The sequence below is a fragment of the Bacteriovorax sp. As-1 genome (genome assembly GCF_058446905.1).
The window spans coordinates 1,924,568-1,941,895 of record NZ_CP184341.1 but is presented as its reverse complement, the minus strand read 5'-3'; the positions used below and the strand labels follow the sequence as shown (position 1 = coordinate 1,941,895).

At 34.8% G+C, this 17,328-nt stretch carries 19 protein-coding genes; 6 read left to right on the top strand and 13 right to left on the bottom strand.

What is annotated here, in order from left to right; all coding sequences use genetic code 11:
- Entirely contained in the window at nucleotides 1-1,446 is a 1,446-nt protein-coding gene (locus ACN20O_RS09780) for an MBOAT family O-acyltransferase (protein ID WP_491633774.1), read from the bottom strand.
- A gap of 122 nt (nucleotides 1,447-1,568) precedes the next feature.
- Here ACN20O_RS09780 and ACN20O_RS09775 point away from each other — a divergent pair, with 122 nt between their 5' ends.
- Genes ACN20O_RS09775 through ACN20O_RS09755 form a run of 5 tightly spaced genes read left to right on the top strand, consistent with a single transcriptional unit; the run spans nucleotide 1,569 to nucleotide 5,292 of the window.
- The gene (locus ACN20O_RS09775) at nucleotides 1,569-1,970 is read left to right on the top strand and encodes a sugar 3,4-ketoisomerase (protein ID WP_491633773.1); all 402 of its coding nucleotides are present in this window, start codon (nucleotides 1,569-1,571) and stop codon (nucleotides 1,968-1,970) included.
- Nucleotides 1,963-2,430, top strand: a complete 468-nt coding sequence (locus ACN20O_RS09770; RefSeq protein ID WP_491633772.1) for an acyltransferase — start codon at nucleotides 1,963-1,965, stop codon at nucleotides 2,428-2,430. The genes ACN20O_RS09775 and ACN20O_RS09770 overlap by 8 nt, the downstream gene beginning before the upstream one ends.
- Before the next feature lie 2 nt (nucleotides 2,431-2,432).
- Nucleotides 2,433-3,530: a DegT/DnrJ/EryC1/StrS family aminotransferase gene (locus ACN20O_RS09765; protein WP_491633771.1), complete on the top strand. Its 1,098-nt coding sequence runs from the start codon at nucleotides 2,433-2,435 to the stop codon at nucleotides 3,528-3,530.
- A gap of 14 nt (nucleotides 3,531-3,544) precedes the next feature.
- Entirely contained in the window at nucleotides 3,545-4,390 is an 846-nt protein-coding gene (locus ACN20O_RS09760) for an FkbM family methyltransferase (RefSeq protein WP_491633770.1), read from the top strand.
- Nucleotides 4,390-5,292 (top strand): glycosyltransferase family 2 protein, encoded by a 903-nt coding sequence (locus ACN20O_RS09755; RefSeq protein WP_491633769.1) that lies wholly within the window; start codon nucleotides 4,390-4,392, stop codon nucleotides 5,290-5,292. The genes ACN20O_RS09760 and ACN20O_RS09755 overlap by 1 nt, the downstream gene beginning before the upstream one ends.
- Here ACN20O_RS09755 and ACN20O_RS09750 read toward each other — a convergent pair.
- The 3 genes from ACN20O_RS09750 to ACN20O_RS09740 are packed head-to-tail and all read right to left on the bottom strand — an operon-like array spanning nucleotide 5,276 to nucleotide 8,709.
- A complete protein-coding gene (locus tag ACN20O_RS09750; protein WP_491633768.1) occupies nucleotides 5,276-6,715 on the bottom strand; it encodes a lipopolysaccharide biosynthesis protein in 1,440 nt (479 codons plus the stop codon). The genes ACN20O_RS09755 and ACN20O_RS09750 overlap by 17 nt on opposite strands.
- Before the next feature lie 2 nt (nucleotides 6,716-6,717).
- Nucleotides 6,718-7,773: a sulfotransferase domain-containing protein gene (locus ACN20O_RS09745; RefSeq protein WP_491633767.1), complete on the bottom strand. Its 1,056-nt coding sequence runs from the start codon at nucleotides 7,771-7,773 to the stop codon at nucleotides 6,718-6,720.
- Nucleotides 7,774-7,782: 9 nt separating this feature from the next.
- Nucleotides 7,783-8,709 (bottom strand): NAD-dependent epimerase/dehydratase family protein, encoded by a 927-nt coding sequence (locus tag ACN20O_RS09740; RefSeq protein WP_491633766.1) that lies wholly within the window; start codon nucleotides 8,707-8,709, stop codon nucleotides 7,783-7,785.
- 93 nt (nucleotides 8,710-8,802) lie between these two features.
- Here ACN20O_RS09740 and ACN20O_RS09735 point away from each other — a divergent pair, with 93 nt between their 5' ends.
- The gene (locus tag ACN20O_RS09735) at nucleotides 8,803-10,050 is read left to right on the top strand and encodes a hypothetical protein (RefSeq protein ID WP_491633765.1); all 1,248 of its coding nucleotides are present in this window, start codon (nucleotides 8,803-8,805) and stop codon (nucleotides 10,048-10,050) included.
- Here ACN20O_RS09735 and ACN20O_RS09730 read toward each other — a convergent pair.
- From ACN20O_RS09730 to ACN20O_RS09690, 9 genes are all read right to left on the bottom strand, one after another.
- Nucleotides 10,034-11,158, bottom strand: coding sequence for a DegT/DnrJ/EryC1/StrS family aminotransferase (locus ACN20O_RS09730; protein ID WP_491633764.1), 1,125 nt, complete (start codon nucleotides 11,156-11,158; stop codon nucleotides 10,034-10,036). The two genes, ACN20O_RS09735 and ACN20O_RS09730, sit on opposite strands and share 17 nt — an antisense overlap.
- Nucleotides 11,148-11,588, bottom strand: coding sequence for a dTDP-4-dehydrorhamnose 3,5-epimerase family protein (locus ACN20O_RS09725; protein ID WP_491633763.1), 441 nt, complete (start codon nucleotides 11,586-11,588; stop codon nucleotides 11,148-11,150). Before ACN20O_RS09725 ends, ACN20O_RS09730 begins: the two co-directional genes overlap by 11 nt.
- Nucleotides 11,573-12,679 carry a CDP-glucose 4,6-dehydratase gene (rfbG, locus tag ACN20O_RS09720; RefSeq protein WP_491633762.1) on the bottom strand — a complete coding sequence of 369 codons (1,107 nt, stop codon included), beginning with the start codon at nucleotides 12,677-12,679 and terminating at the stop codon, nucleotides 11,573-11,575. Before rfbG ends, ACN20O_RS09725 begins: the two co-directional genes overlap by 16 nt.
- Before the next feature lie 3 nt (nucleotides 12,680-12,682).
- Entirely contained in the window at nucleotides 12,683-13,456 is a 774-nt protein-coding gene (rfbF, locus tag ACN20O_RS09715) for a glucose-1-phosphate cytidylyltransferase (RefSeq protein WP_491633761.1), read from the bottom strand.
- Nucleotides 13,457-13,567: 111 nt separating this feature from the next.
- Nucleotides 13,568-14,230 carry a cyclase family protein gene (locus tag ACN20O_RS09710; RefSeq protein WP_491633760.1) on the bottom strand — a complete coding sequence of 221 codons (663 nt, stop codon included), beginning with the start codon at nucleotides 14,228-14,230 and terminating at the stop codon, nucleotides 13,568-13,570.
- Nucleotides 14,230-14,940, bottom strand: a complete 711-nt coding sequence (locus ACN20O_RS09705; protein ID WP_491633759.1) for a 3-deoxy-manno-octulosonate cytidylyltransferase — start codon at nucleotides 14,938-14,940, stop codon at nucleotides 14,230-14,232. Before ACN20O_RS09705 ends, ACN20O_RS09710 begins: the two co-directional genes overlap by 1 nt.
- A 66-nt stretch (nucleotides 14,941-15,006) precedes the next feature.
- Nucleotides 15,007-15,693 carry an HAD family hydrolase gene (locus tag ACN20O_RS09700; protein ID WP_491633758.1) on the bottom strand — a complete coding sequence of 229 codons (687 nt, stop codon included), beginning with the start codon at nucleotides 15,691-15,693 and terminating at the stop codon, nucleotides 15,007-15,009.
- A complete protein-coding gene (locus ACN20O_RS09695; RefSeq protein ID WP_491633757.1) occupies nucleotides 15,677-16,555 on the bottom strand; it encodes an NAD-dependent epimerase/dehydratase family protein in 879 nt (292 codons plus the stop codon). The genes ACN20O_RS09700 and ACN20O_RS09695 overlap by 17 nt, the downstream gene beginning before the upstream one ends.
- On the bottom strand, nucleotides 16,555-17,328 hold the full coding sequence (locus ACN20O_RS09690) for an HpcH/HpaI aldolase family protein (protein ID WP_491633756.1): 774 nt from the start codon (nucleotides 17,326-17,328) through the stop codon (nucleotides 16,555-16,557). Before ACN20O_RS09690 ends, ACN20O_RS09695 begins: the two co-directional genes overlap by 1 nt.

Sequence of the window (17,328 nt, the reverse complement as noted above, 5' to 3'; positions counted from 1 at the left end):
TTAAAATTGGAAATATATAAACTGTTGTTCTTCACCTGCGAAGAAACATATTGCAATTATTAAAGCGTAATAAACACCATATCGAATAAACTTTGGAAGTATATTTTCAATACCCTGAAGCGGGTGTTTTTTTTCTCTGCCTAGCCACTCAGTAACGAATAAAATCATCGTTAAAATAGCAATCAATTTAACCTGCTCACTCCCCTCAAAGGATGGTTTGGTAAAAAGTGATTTTGAAAAAATTTCTCTAATAAAACTTAATGCATGTTTAACATTATTGGCCCTAAAGAAAATCCATGCAAAAACCGTAAGGCAAAAAGTAATAAAAATAGACACCATTTCTTTAGATGTAGGAAGTATTTTTCCCTCTGCTACGATATTGAGATTTTTTCGATTCGTACTAAAAAAAATTGAAGGGGTAATATATAGTGCATTCAAAAATCCCCACACAATAAAAGTCCAGTTAGCTCCATGCCAAAACCCGCTAACTAAAAAAATGATAAATGTATTTCTTACTTTTGACCATGACCCACCACTACTGCCCCCCAGTGGTATGTAAAGGTAATCCTTAAACCATGAAGAAAGAGAAATATGCCAACGTCTCCAAAACTCAGCAATATCTCTAGAAAAATACGGATAAGCAAAATTACGTAGTAAATCTATACCAAAGAGCTTAGCAACCCCCAGTGCAATATCTGAATATCCAGAAAAATCACAATAAATTTGCACTGCAAAGAAAAGAGCTCCCAAAACATGAGTACTACCTGAATACGAACTTGAATTGTTGAAAATTACGTCTGCAAACTTTGCGCAACTATCAGCGATCACGACTTTCTTAAATAAACCCCAAAGCATCTGCCTTAATCCCTCGACGGCCAGCGAGTAGTTAAATTCTCTCTTTCTCGAAAGCTGTGGAAGTAGGTGCGTTGCACGCTCTATGGGACCGGCAACAAGCAAAGGGAAAAAACTTACAAATAAGGAATAAATAACAAAATTCTTTTCAGGCTTAACTCTATCTTTATAAATATCAATTACGTAAGACAGGCCATGAAATGTATAAAATGAAATCCCTACGGGAAGTATAACTTTCAATACCCAAGGATTTGCCTTGTAGCCGAATAATGAAAAAAATTCTGCAAAGGAATCTACAAAAAAATTAAAATATTTAAAGACTATTAAGACACCTAAATTAATACAGACACTGATCCAAAACCAAACTCGTTTCGCTTTTAAGGTTTTAGACTCGTACATTTTTATACCAGTGAAATAATCTAAAAAAGTCGAAAAAACCAAAAGAAAAAGAAAGCGATAATCCCAGCAGGCGTAAAAAAAGTAGCTTGCCACCATGAGTATCAAATTTTGAAATATTAATTTTTTTTTAAATGCCCAATGCAAAGTGAAAACAAGGGGTAAAAACAAGAAAAAGCCAACAGAATTAAAAAGCATTTAATAAATGACCTGGAACCAAATTCAGTTAAATAACGAATATTAAATCTATACTGTATGAATATGTCAAATTCGGAAACTTAGCAGAGACTCTTAGAGTATAAAATGGTATAAAAATTCACATGGAAAAAACTATTGTAAGCATTATAAGCGACCATCGCGGTAATTTGATTTCACTGGAAAGTGGAAAAAACATTCCCTTCAACATTAAAAGGGTCTATTATCTTTACCATCTTAATGAAGAACGTCGCGGTTTTCATGCACACCACAAACTCAAGCAATTTTTGATTTGTGTCAGTGGGTCATGTACCGTCAAGCTTGATGATGGAACAAATTCAAAAGAAGTAGATTTAAACAGGCCAAATGAAGGTATCTTGATCGAATCTTTTATATGGCGTGAGATGTATAATTTTTCAGATGATTGCGTTTTGCTAATCTTGGCCGATGAATTATACGATGAATCTGATTACATTCGTAATTATGATGAATTTTTAAAAATAGCTAAAGGAAGAAAACTTGAATAATCCTAAGATTCACCCTATGTCGGATGTTCAGACGCAAAACATTGGCGAAGGTACGCAAATTTGGCAATTTTGCGTCATTTTAGCAAAATCTAAGATTGGAAAAAATTGCAACATTAACGCACACTGCCTTATTGAGAATGATGTCCTAATTGGAGACAACGTCACAGTAAAATGTGGAGTTTATTTATGGGATGGAATTGTCATCGAAGATAACGTCTTTCTGGGGCCTAACGTTACATTTACCAACGATAAAAAACCTAGATCTAAAGTATACCCTGAAGCTTTTTTAAAAACCGTTGTAAAAAAAGGAGCATCAATTGGTGCTGGCGCTATAATTTTGCCGGGTTTAACTATAGGTGAAAATGCAATGGTTGGCGCTGGCGCAGTCGTAACTAAAGATGTTCCAGACAACGCAACGGTATTGGGAAATCCAGCAAGAATCTTTAACAACAGAGTCTAAACATGATCGAATACTTAAGCTTAAAAAAATTGAACGAAAAATATTCTAATGACCTAAATGAGGCCGCACTTAGAGTGATTGCTTCCGGTTGGTACATAATGGGAAAAGAATTAAACTCTTTTGAAGAAGAGTTTGCTAATTTTTGCGGGACAAAACATTGCATTGGTGTAGCAAATGGACTTGATGCACTCATAATTATCATAAGGGCATATAAAGAATTAGGCTTATTTAAAGATGGCGATGAAATAATAGTTCCGGCCAATACATACATCGCTACCATCTTAGCCATTCTCGAAAATGATTTAATTCCAATTTTAATTGAACCAGAGCTAGAGACTTACAATATCGATCCAAAGCTTATCAGTGCAAACATTACGAGTAAAACCAAAGCAATTTTAGCAGTTCACCTTTATGGCAGAATTGCTGAAATGGATACGATTAACAAAATTGCAAAGGCACACAATCTTATAACTATAGAAGATTCTGCTCAATCTCATGGTGCTGAGCTAAACGGAAGAAGATCTGGGAACCTATCTAATGCCTCTGCCTTCAGTTTTTATCCTGGTAAAAATCTAGGGGCACTTGGTGATGCTGGAGCCATTACTACTAATGACGACAATCTTGCCGAGATGATGATGACACTCCGAAACTACGGATCAAAAGTAAAATATAAAAATGAAGTTCGTGGACTTAACAGTAGACTTGATGAAATTCAAGCTGCATTTCTTAGGGTTAAGCTTCGTTATCTGGTTAAAGAAACTGCGCAAAGACAAGATATCGCTGAAACGTATTTACATAAAATAAAAAACGACAAAATTATTTTACCAAAAATTGACGAACGAAATAAAAATGTTTGGCATATTTTCCCAGTAAGAACAGCAAACCGCATTCATTTGCAAAACTACTTGCTAGAAAAAGGAATTCAAACTCTTGTACATTACCCCATTCCCCCTCATCATCAGAGTGCGCTTAGTGAATATGAGAACTTGGATTTGCCAATTACAACAAAAATTCATAACGAAATTCTCAGCATCCCACTAAATGGAATGCTCGAACCAAAAGAAATTGACACTATAATTGAAGCTTTGAACAGCTACTAAAAAAAAAGGAACATATGCGCAAATTTTATGAAATTTATCTCAAGCTAATCATTAATATGGTAAAAATCCTGGCCAACATAGTGCCAATCAAAAATCAAAAGACCGTACTAATCGACATACTGAGCAAACTCAAAATTACCCAGCACGTAAAGATCAATCCCGATCAATTTATAGAATTCAATTTGACATCTGTCGATAGCATATTTAGGGCTGATACTTTTTTATCAAAAGAACCAGAAACCTTAGAGTGGATTAACAGTTTTAATAAAAATGAAGTATTATGGGATATTGGAGCTAATATTGGCATCTATACTCTTTATGCTGCCAAAAAGGGCATTAATGTAATTGCCTTTGAACCTTCTTTTGCTAACTATTCACTGCTAAATCGTAACTTACTTACCAACAAAATTGATAAAAATGTACTTGCTTACAACCTTGCTTTCTCTGATCAAAAAATCGCTACATATTTCAACATGGGTGACACTGAAGAAGGTGGTGCATGTAACCAAATCGGAAGTGCTACAGAAACTTTTAATTATTCAGGTCTTGGCAATCGCAAAGTAGTATTTAACCAAGGCGCAATTTGTTACACAGTTGATGAGGCAATTACTGAACTAGATATTCAATTTCCAAATCACATTAAAATTGACGTAGATGGTGTCGAACCATTAATCATTAAAGGTGCCCTTAAAACTTTAGCAGACAAAAGAATCAAAAGTCTTTTAATTGAAATAAATGAGCGTGAGACTTCAGAAAATGACATTGTAAACACACTGGAAGGCTTAGGTTTTACTTACACGAGGCACGTTCCAACAGATACCAACTATCCCTACATTTTAAACTATATTTTTCGTCGCTAATGAAAAAGGTCTCTATACTTGTAAATTGCTACAATTCAGAAGCCTATCTAAGGCAAGCGCTTGATAGTATTTATCAGGGTACGTTTCAAAACTTTGAGATCATCTTAGTTGATAACTGCTCTACTGATAGTACTGCTGCTATCGCTAAAGAATACGACTCAAGACTTATCTACACAAAAACAGATCAACTCATCCCTCTTTATGCTGCCAGAAATGTCGGCATAAAGTATATGACTGGTGACTATCTGGCATTTTTGGATTCTGATGATATTTGGCTTTCAGATAAACTTACTGCTCAATTAGAAGTGATGAAAGACCCGGAGATTAATTTCATTTACTCTAATTACAATAATATCATTGAACAAAAGTCTCCATTGAAGAAATTTATTGCCCAGACTTATCTCGGCCTGTTGAAAATTAATCTGTATTTTCGACCTAGCAAATTTGTTCAAACAAGCCAGCTGGCAAAAAATTACGATATTAATTTGCAGACTGTACTCGTCAAAAAAGAAATCATTCAAAATTTTATCTTCAATGAAAAACTTAATCTCTATGGTGATTTTAACTTCTTTTTAAAAGTGTTATTGAGCCATAAGATCAAGCCTTATTACCTTTCAAAAGTAACATCTCTATCACGAGTTCATGAAAAACAATTAAGTCGAAAGAGCAGTATTGGATGGCTCAAGGAAGCTAAGATTTGCTACCGTGACCTTTACCCATTAATGGACAAACAATTTAAAAGAGAATTCGTACGAAGCCATATTCTGATGCACTTGAGCAGTTATTATATGGAACAAAAGCGTGTTGCTAAAAGCTTGAAGATAAAAGCAGCTTTAGCGTGTAATTCAGTATCTCACCTTGCTCATTTCTTAAAATCATTTTTGATTACTTTGAAGCAATAATTTTCTTAATATTGTTTAATTTAAAATTAAATTCAAGCCCATAAACAACAGCTAAGAATAAAGCAAAAAGACTTACTTTAAGCGAGAAGTTCATCAAGCTTAAATCCTGAAAAAAAGAGTTTCTTAGAAAAACTGTAAAAAAAACAATTGCAGAATAAAGGGCAATTTTTTTCACATTGATACTAAAGTAGAAATATCTTCTGCTTCCAATTAAGATGGCCGTTGAAATCATAGCGTAAGTCAAAAAACTACTCCACATTGCCCCATTAAGTTTCCAGTATTTTACAAACACAAAAGTCATCCCTACGTTGATTAGTGCAAATGCGATATAGAGTTTTGTCAAACCGTAGATCTTTTTGTCGTATAAATATCCAGCAGAAAAAATATTTGAAAGACCATAAATCAAAGTTCCAAACATGATAATTGGGAAATAGTTTACGATGTCAGAATAGCTACGCTGGGGAATAAAAAGAAAAACAACATCCTGAAAGAAAAGAGTTGCAAACATTGTACAGCAGCAACCTAGTACAAAATAAATATTTGTAACATTCGTAAATATTGAATGTACGTTAGGATCATTTCTCTTTTCCATCATGATCGGATTCCATACGCTCACAAAGGGAACGATTAATGCGATATTAATCAATGTTCCAACCTTATAAGCGAATGAATAAACAGCAACATCCTTCAATGTTAGCTGATCATTAACTACAAAACGATCAAACCAATCAATCGCGAGAGTCCCCATCGCAATGATAACGGCTCCGAATCCAAATTTTGTTAATGATTTAAGTAGCCCCATTTCAGCCTTCAATGAAACGAGTTCTCTTGTCTGAATTAAAGAAATTGAAAGCTGAACAACCTGAGCGATTAGAAAAACAATCACTGGAACATATATTGAATGGGCCACATAATTAATACCGTAATAAATTCCAATGAAATTTATAAAGATGTTAATAATCGCCCAGGCAAAAACTCTTGAAGATAAATTTAACAATCTCCAATATGCCAAAATGTATTGATTCAAAAATAGTAGTGCATACCCTAAAAAAGTCAGACTCAAAACCAAGGCATAGTCATATGTGGCAAACAAGCGTAGCGAAATTTCTGAAGAAAAAACATAACCAAACATAATCTGGAGAGCAGCCCCAATCAAAATAACTGATGTAGCATTAGAAAGAATTCTACGTTGATCTTCGATTTTATTAGAATCAAAATAAAAACGTGGCAGGGCCGAAGTAATCCCTAGATAAAATATAGAACTCGCCATTGATCCACATAGAGTAACCATAGAGTACACACCAAAGGTCTCAATACTTAAGTTCTTAGTAAGAATAGGAAGGATTAAAATACCTGACAAAGACTGAGATGCACTTCCAAGTCCGTAAAAAAGAAAATGTTTTAATTTACTAAAAAAATTCACGCTTATAACTTATAACCAAATTCAATTAAGTATTCTTTAAGACCTTTTTCAATATATTCAATCTCTGCTTTGTTTTCATATTTTTCGTAAATCTGAACATTCTTTTTTGAAAATTCAGGATTAAAGAATTGATATTTTTTAGTTTGTTTACTCTCATCAACTTTCAAGAAACTCATTACTTTTGAACGAGTGCCCTCATAATTCAAGATTATATCTTCAAATTTTAAAACTAATACTTTGCTGTCTTTTCCCCTATATAATTTTTGGAAAAGAATTTTTTGTCTCAAAATAAATTCATCAATATTATTTGTACCAACGAAAGCTTTATTAATCTGACTGTTTTCCTGAGGCAAAAGACTTTTTGTTTGTGATGAAACCTTATCTTTACTTAGTGCAGAAACATAAATATCTCTAGGATCTCTAATAACAATAATACTTTGTGAATTTTCAAGTATATCTAATCCATAAACTGGATTAAAGGCATCAAAAGCATTGTTCATAACCACATATTCAGTTTTGCTTGTTGTAACTGTTTTATACAGGTTATCCAGATAGTTTTTTGTTTTTTTCTTAAAGTCCACCCCATCAACAATGTTAACTTTTGATAATGGAGGGTTGCTCTTGAAAAATTTTAATCTAATTTTTTTTGAAAAGCGTACCCATACTGAATCTGTGTCCAGATAATAAGGCCAGAATGTTTCATAATCTTTAATAACAAAACTATCTACGTATTCACGCGACAGTGAATTAAATTTATGACCAAAATATAGATCAAATTCAGTTCCTGAAGAAAATAAAATAGAGCGAACACTTTTTCTTTTTCCGTATCCACCGATGCTTTTTGTGAACCTTTTGAAATCAATTACGGCCTGATTAGACCTGATCAAACTCCAGTTCTCAGAGATGTGGTGATGTAAATCAAAAATCCCATATGGTCGTCTGAAGATATCAAACTCGAATAAGTTATGAGGAGCATGAACATTTTCGAATTCTCTTAAAAAATCAACAATAACCGACTTACCTGAATTCCCTAAACCCGACACATCAATATATTTCATTCTCTACCCTTATTTATTCAGTAATGCCCAGTCGACAAACTTGCTCACCCCGTCTGCAATAGACACCTTTGGCTCCCAGTTAAGACCTTTAACAATTTTATCAATCGATGCATGAATACCAAATACATCACCACTCGTAGATCCATCGAATCTAACTGGATAATCAGGTTGTCCCATTTTATTTTTTAATAGATCGAGCATTTCAAAAATCGTTGTCTTTTTAGAAGTACCAACATTGTAAATATTGAAATTATCTTTTGAATCAAGCGCTTTAATAAATGCCGATACAACATCATCAACATAAATTAAATCTCTAAATCTTTCTCCACTTCCTTTAACGTGAATTTCTTCTTTGTTTAAAAGAAATGACAAGTAAATTGATAAAATCCCCTGTTTCATATTCGTTAAATTCTGACCTGGTCCGTATACTGAGAAAAGTCTCAATGCTACAGTTTTAATGTCTGAATTGTTTGAACAGATTCTTAAATAATGCTCACTTGCTAATTTACCAACACCATAAAAAGATTTTGGAATGCAATTCATCTCTTCACTAACTTGTTGAATTGATGGCTCACCATATACAGACATAGTGCTTGCGTAGATAAACTTTTTGCAACCAACTTGTTTGCTGAATTCTAGAAGATTTAAAGTCGATTGAGTATTTGTTCTCAAATCGTATAGCGGATCTGAAAAGCTAATCTCGCCAGAAGACTGCCCAGCAAGGTGAAAAATTGCATCAAATTTTACATTAGAAAATTTTTGTATATCGTCACCAGAAACACACCCTTCTATGAATGTCGCTTTTGGATTAACATTTTTCATAAATCCTGTTGATAAATTATCAATTATGTAAACTGAGTTTCCGTCTTCAATTAACTTATTTGCGAGATTGGCACCAATGAAGCCAGCCCCTCCAGTCACTAAATAATTTTTCATAAGCCCTCACGTTAGCATTTAATTATACTTGATAAAATTTATAAAATATAATCATATTAAGTTATAAATGCCTTTTAAATATTGAATTTTTTTATGAAAAAAATGCCTCAAGATTTTAACTATATTTTCTTCTTTCCCTCACATGCTGTAGGTGGAATTCCTATACTTTTTCTTCGTATGGCCGCAGCAATAAAACAAGATTTAAACTGTAAAACTCATGTTATCGACTTTCAAGATGGGTACATGGCATTGAACAGGGCCAAGTTTGGGGATATTGAACTTATTGAATATGGCGTCGACAATTCAATTACTATTCCGCCAAATTCTATACTGATTTTACAAAGTGATTTACCATGGGGACTCCCTAGAAATCTTAATGTTTTGAACGACACAACAGTTTTTTTCTGGACTTGCTATCCCTTTAATTTCGTCCCAGTTCTTCCAGGTAAGTTAAAAGTATGGATGTCTGAAACTCCACTGAGGGCTAAACTTCTGCTAAACACCTTGCTACTTCCATCAAAGATTAAAACAAGAAGTTTTGTAAATCTTTTATTAAAGAATTCTGCTGTGTGTTTTATGGATAAGGCCAATGTAAATTCAGTGGAGTATTACCTAGACCAGAAAGTTCCAGAACCTATTTATATCCCAGTGATTGTCCCTTCACCTGCTAATCCGACTAAACTTACAAAACATAATGATCTTACAATGTGCTGGATTGGGCGCCTTGGAGATTTTAAAACCTTTATCCTGGAGAGAGTTCTCGAAGATCTATCCATGACTTCTCTTAATAAAGAAGAGCCTATCAAGTTTATCATTATCGGCGATAGTCCTGGGTATGACATAACTCAACTTTTGAAACATCAAAATGATTTTTTTAAAATTGAGCATATCTCCTACGCTACTCCTACCGAAATTAATGACATCTTAACTTCAAAAGTTTCCCTATTGTTTGCCATGGGAACATCAGCGCTGGAAGGCGCTAAGCTAGGTATTCCTACTATCCTGCTGAACTTTTCTTACTCACATGTTTCAAGTGAATATAGATATAAATTTCTATATGAAAGCAAGTGGTTTAACCTTGGAGAACTTATCACACCTGAAAATATTCATGATGGAAATAAAATGGATAAGATTCTTGTAGATTTAAAAAATAACTATGAAGTTATTTCAGAAAAGACTCTAACGTATTTTTTAAAAAATCATGACTCTCGTTCATGGATTCCGATCATTTGCGAAAAAGCGAGCGCCAGTACTCTTACTTATAACCAACTTATGAAAAGTAGCCTGATTGAAAAACCTTATTTCTATAAGCTATGGGCACTAATTAAGAGATTGCGTTAAGTTCAGCAATTACATAATCAATATCTTCGTTTGTTAAATCTGGATGCATTGGAAGTGTCATTAACGAGTTTGATAATTTCTCAGTTACAGGTAGAGAATAATTAGTCTTATATTTTGTTAAAAAATGATTTGGATAATAGTGCATTCCACATGCAATCCCTCTTTCATTTAATTCTTTTAAAAAAGTATCTCTCTTATTATTCATTACATTGACTGCAAAAATATGTGGAGCAATAGCAGAAAAATCGAAATCTAAAAGCTTTAAAGATTTATTGTCTTTTAATCCTTTAACATATTTCTGAGCAATTTCTTTTCTTCTAGAGGCAAGTTTATCAATTTTAGATAATTGAGCTCTACCGATAGCGGCCATAATATCACTCATGTGGTAACGAAAACCTTGGTATTTCACGTCGAAAACCCAAGATCTTTGCCCTTGGTATCTCTTTTCTGTATCTTTCTCTACTCCTAAAAGTCGAGCATCCTTAATTCTTTGAGCTAATTCCAGGTCAGACGTAATGATCGCTCCACCTTCGCCTGAAGTAATATTCTTTATTCCATCAAAACTAAAGCAGATAACATCTCCAGTCTTTCCAACTTTCTCACCGTTTCTCATAGATCCAATAGAATGAGCTGCATCTTCAATCACTCTTAACGAAAACTCTTTGGCAAAAGCATAGACGCTTGCAATTTGATTGCTGTTACTAGCGTAGTGAACTGGCATGATTGCCTTTGTTTTTTTCGTAATTCTTTTTTTCGCATCTTCTAAATCTAAAAAGACACAGTCTTCTAAAACGTCGCACGAAACAGGAATTGCTCCCGTTGCCGAGATGGCCTGATAAGAGGCTACATAAGTTAATGATGGCACTAAAACTTCGTCACCTTCACCAATGTCTAAACAAAGTAGTGCCAAGTGCAAAGCCGCTGTTCCTGTGTTTACACAAATAACTTCATTGGGAGTATCGAGATAAGTTTTAAGCTCTTGTTCAAATGCTTGTACTTCTTTTCCCATACCAAAATATTCATTATCAAAAACTCTCATGACTGCTTCACGCTCTTCATTACCGATTGAGCACTTTGATAATCTGATGTTGCGTTTGTTACCAGTCATAATTTATTTTATCCAATGTTACTGAAGTCGCCTCTGAGGGATTATGCTCAAGGCTTGCAAGATTTAAAAGTAAGTTGAAATCAGGCCCAGCGCCTTGAAAGGCCATCCATAAGCCAGGGGCCACGGTTAAGCGTTGATAATTATCTTTAGATAAAGTGACATCAAAAAATCGTCCCTTTGTCGAAGAGTCTGTGCGGTCATCATAGACAACAAAACGAATAGCACCGACAGGTACGATAAGATTTAAAATCATTTCTGTATGTTGTTTCCAGCCCTTGATCTGCCCGGAAATAACAGTAGAAAAATAAGCTTCGCCGAATTTATCAAAAGTAGCTTCTGATGCCTTCATGGCGTGATAAATATCACCTTGGGGATGATGAATTCTTTTTAGTGGAGTAAGAGTAACACCTTCGATTAAAGCTGTGCCCACTTCACTCCCTCTTCTTTTGCAAAGTTTTCATACTGTCTGATCTGCTCAAGAGTAAAATTATAAATGTTCTCATTTTTATGACGATAGAATTTATAATACCACTCACTAACAAATTTAACTGTTTTGCTATAGTTCAGAGTTGCTTGCCATTTCATAAAGAAAAGTGCTTTGTCACAGTTAAGCTTCAACAGACCTGCTTCATTGAAAGGGCGGTTTTCTACAACCTGGTAACACTCTGATGGAGACTTGAAATCCCAGTAAACTGATAAATCACGAATTAGTTGCTCTACAGTGTGATTCTGTTCTGCTCTTGGACCAAAATTGTAAGACTCTCCGTGGAAGCTGCTATTCTGATCAAGAGCTTCACCTAGAGCAAGGTAACCACTAAGAGGTTCTAAAACGTGTTGCCATGGACGAGTTGCCAATGGACTTCTGATTTCAACAACTTTATTTTGCGACCATGACCTCACACAGTCAGCAACGATTCTATCCTGTGCCCAGTCCCCACCACCGATAACATTTCCGGCGCGAGCAGAAGCAATGCGAATTTTTGAATCTGGTGAATTAAAAAACGACATTTGGTAAGAGTGAAAAATAAGTTCAGCAGCTCCTTTAGAAGCACTGTAAATATCCTTTCCCCCCATATCGTCTGTTTCTTTATAACCCCAGCACCACTCAACGTTTTCGTAACATTTGTCAGAAGTAACGATGATTGCTGTACATTTATTATTTAACTTACGTAGAGACTCCATAACATTGGCAGTACCCATTACATTTGTCTGAATTGTTTCTAAAGGATTAGAGTATGAAGTTGAAACGATAGCTTGAGCTGCTAAATGAAAAACGAAATCAGGTTTTTCTTTAACGAAAACTTCTTCGATATCTTTTTGATCACGAACATCTAAAACATAGTGTTTAATTTTAGATTCCAGACCTAATTCAGTGAACATTGAAGGTTCAGTAGGAATATCTTTAGAAATACCTACAACTTTAGCACCTAATTCTAAAAGCCAACATGTAAGCCATGTTCCTTTAAATCCAGTGTGCCCTGTAACCAATACTTTTTTCCCAGCGTAGATATTAGAAAACATAATTTAATTCCAAACTTTCCAAGGTGATTCTTTTTTATCCCAAAGTGTATTTAAATAATCGCGGTCTCTAACTGTATCCATCGGATGCCAGAATCCTTCGTGTTCATATGCCATTAACTGACCATCTTTAGCTAAATTTTCCAGAGGTTCTTTTTCTAAAATAGTCATGTCACCATTTAGATAGTTAAAAACTTCTTTGTTGAAAACAAAGTATCCACCATTAATCCAGCCTTCACCAACTTGTGGTTTTTCTCTGAAATCTGTTACAGCGTTATTTTCAATAATCAATGCACCAAATCTCGCTGGAGGTCTTACAGCTGTTACAGTTGCAATCTTTCCGTGTGACCTATGGAATTTTACTAATGCTTCGATATCAACGTTCGCAACCCCGTCGCCGTAAGTTAGCATGAACGTTTCTTCGCCTTCCAAATACTTGTGTAGACGGTGAAGTCTTCCACCAGTCAATGTATCCTTACCTGTATCGTACAAATTTAGAATCCAGTCTTCAGAATGCGTATTGTGATAATCGATTACTCCTGTTTTTAAATTGATCGAAGTATCACTACTGCGATTTAAATAATTCATGAAATAATCTTTAATCACTTCCCCCTTATAACCTAATGCCGGATAAAATTCTTTATAACCGAAATGAGAATATGTTTTCATGATATGCCACAAAATCGGCATTCCACCGATTTCTACCATTGGCTTTGGTTTAACACTTGTTTCTTCACTAAGCCTTGTTCCTAGGCCGCCAGCTAAAATTACAGTTTTCATATCTGCTCACACTCACTTTAATAGAGAAAGGTAAAATCTATGTTTTTATAATTGAAAAAGGTTAAATCATTGGGGAGGAGGCAGTCAATCTGTTTAATAGTTTGTCACACTTTAGAATTCTGCAATAACAGTAACAGGTGTCCCATCTGCTGTTCTCACTAAAAAAGGGGCCACTGTGATTCTTTGTGGCGAAACAGTTAACTGATCCAACTTCATGTCTTCAATGACTCTCAGAGGCGAATTCTCCCCCTCAATGCCTAGGAACTTACGATGTGCAATGCGACCAAGTGGGCGATTAGAAAATGATGTAATAGAAATGAAATCAAATCCTAAAATTTTAATACTCGGCCTATTTTTTCTAATCCATTCGGCTAGATTGGGAGATAAGCCAGGACCACTTGACCAATATTTAGATTGGTCGCGATAGTCCTGATACTTAGTTTTTATTAGCAGTATGTCGCAATCAGTTGGGATAGAATCAAAAATAGCAGAGTGTTCAATAATCTGATTTTCTACCACATCTAAATTCAGAAGAAACGGTTTAACCATTACCCAATCAGTGGCCAAAAAACCTTCTAACCTAGGCCCTTGATCATCGAAATGAGAAGGCAGATCAATATGAGTTCCAACATGATTGGAAAGTGTCCATTTCTGTGAATTCGATGTTGCACCTTTAGCTATTTCACTAACGTGAACTTTCTCAAAAGACTTCACTCCGCCATAACCAGGTGTGGAATCATCTAGGAAATGACTTAAGAAGATAATATTTGACATTATTTCATATACCTTTTTAGAAGAGGGTCATTGCGCATTGCCTCTGAAGCTTTTGTCAAATCTGCAGGAGTGTCTACTGCCTGGCTTTCATTTTCAATTTTCACCATATGCACTTTTTCTCCATTTTCTAGAACGCGGTTCATGTCTACAGACTCTACCTCTTCCAGCACTGTTGGAGCTAATGCAGAATAACGAATCAGATAATCTCTAGTGAATGAAATCACGCAAACTTGTTTATACATAGGAAAGTTCTTACCTCCTTTTTTCCAAGAAGGAATAGGCTCTCTTGAAAAATATAGGGCATTAAATGCTGCATCAATAACAACCTTCACGCAGTTTGGATCTTCGTGCTCTTGTCTAGTTTTAATTTCACTGTAGAGGTTAACTAACGAAATATCAGTCCTGTTTACTATTGGAGAAACAGAAGCTTCAAGCATTGAAGGTAAAACCATAGGTTCATCACCTTGGACCATTATAATTGCATCGTATTTACAGTTATTTTGTTGTTCGATTTTAAGTAGAGCCTCGTATGTTCTATCGGTACATCTTTCATGAGTGTCCTTAGTCATGACAGCTTTTCCACCAATAGATGTGATGTAATCAAAAATAACGTCATCACAAGTCGCAACGTAAACTTCATCAGATAATTCACACATTTTACTTCTTGAGTAAACGTGTCCGATCATTGGCATTCCTAATATTTCAGCCATTGGTTTTCCAGGAAAACGAGAACTCCCCATACGTGCTGGAATAATAGTTACAACTTTCTTTTTCATTTATGCGTCCTTTTTTAAATAATTAGCCAATTCGTTTAAATCACTTACTCTCAGAAAAAAATCTTGTTCGTACTTTTTCCATTCTGTCCATTCAGAGAAATTACTCATGTAGATAAAATCAATGCCGAAGTCTTTGGCACATTTATAGTCAGTAAAAGAATCACCGATAAAAAGGCCACGTCCTTTAAACTCTCCGTTCTCTTTTAAGAAATTTAAGTTATCTGACTTACTCTTTGGTGATCCTAGAATAAATTTAAAATAGTTTTGAATATTGTTTAATTTAGCGATCTGCCTTACTTCATTTTCTGCAGCCCCAGAAGCGATATAACATCTTTTATCTTTCTTTTTTAAAAACTCTAAAAGTTCATTAGAGCCATTAGTAAGTTTTAAAGTTGCTAATTTTTCCTGCAAAATCACAGTAAAACTATCAGCCAAATTCTTTACATTCTCTTTAATTTTTTCTTGTTCTGTAATTTTTAAGATCGTTCTTGAAAAATATTCAAATTTTTCCCATCTTGAAACACCACCATGAAGCTTATGAAAAGTAATAAAAGCTTCCTGGTGCTCTTTAGGGTATGCCTGAATCACTTGCTGAAAGACATTGGTTTTCATACCAGTTGAATCTACTAGTACTCCATCAAAGTCAAAAACGACAAAATCAAACTCTAACTTATTCTGGTTTGCCATTATGATAAATCTCTTCCATTACCCCTAATAAACCTTGTCCAAAATCAACTTGAAGCTGAGGAACCATTTTTCTTCCTGGCTTTGGGTTGAAACTATAGGGTGTCATCAAGTAGTGCGCAGAGCCTGGTCCTGGATTTTCACTTACTATATCAACATCGCCATGGAGCATTTCTTTAATCATCTTTAAAACATCTCCAACATGGAAAGTTTGAGATCCTGTTAAAATAATGTGCTGATTTACATATTCAGGTTTTAAAACTTCTACTGAAGCTAACGCTGCATCTTCAACATGGATATAATCTCTTCTCGCCTGAAGATCGCCTTTATAAATAATCTTCTTGTTGTTAATAGCACTTTCGACGAAACGGTAGACACCATTTCTCTTATCAGCTCTTCCTCCATATAACGATCCATAGCGCAGGATTGTGTACTCTAATCCATAAGCCTGACTATAGGTTTCAATGTACTCTTCACTCGCTTGTTTACTTACGCGGTAGAAAGATCCTGATTTACTATAAACATATACACTCGATGCAAAAACAAATCTCTTAACCTTTGCTTGCTTACATGCTTCAAGAACATTTACATTCCCAAGAATGTTGAATTTTACAGTTTCAATTGGAAGATTTTTCGCTTCATCAATATCAGCGATCCCGGCAAAGTTAAAAACTGCAGTCGCACCTGTTACTGCTGCCAGAACCTGGTCAAACTGCAGAATGTCCCCAATAATAATTTCCTGACCTTCTTGTCTCCACTTTGAGTCCTTAACATCAAAGATTACGACTTGATAACCAGCTTGTTGAAGTTTATCTACAACGTGTGATCCTAAAAATCCTGAGCCCCCAAAAACGACAACCTTCATTACAATTCCCCTAATTCAGATTTAAAATCAGAACCAAAAGTTAAAAATGTTCCATCCAGGGAATAAGCTAAGAATTTATATTCTTCCTTTATTTTTGCTTTTAGTTGATTTATTTCTGGCTTTACAACATGAAAACCAATGGTTTTATTTGCTTTTTTACACTTATTTTTAAATTCATTTAAAGCTACTAAAAAGTCAGGATTATCAAATTGTCCAGCGATCCCCATTGAAGCCGATAAGTCATAAGGCCCTATCATTAGCGCATCAAGCTCTTCTACTTTTAAAATATCATCTAAATTGCGAATCGCTTTAATATGTTCAATCTGAGCAACAATTGTTAAAGAATTATTAATTGAAACATAGTATTCTTCAAAATTTTTTCCATAAGTATTAGCTCTTGAAAATCCTACACCTCTTATTCCCTTTGGTGGGTAGTAGATTTCAGAAATAATTTCTCTGACTTGTGCAGCTGATTCAATCATCGGAATAATTATCCCAGTTGCACCGGAATCAAGTGCTGACTTAATATCTTTCCTTAGTCCAACGGCTAAACGAACAAATGGCTGGGATCCTCCTAGTTCAATACCTCTGAAAATATTTGGAAGCTCAGATGTAGCAAAAGCCCCATGCTCCATATCTACAGCCACCCAGTCATAACCAGCTCTGGCCAAAATCTCGCCAATAGACGGACTTGAGATTTGCATCCATGTTCCAACTGAAAGTTCGTTGTTGCGGATTTTATGTTTAATTTTTTTTGCTTCAACTAAGTTCAT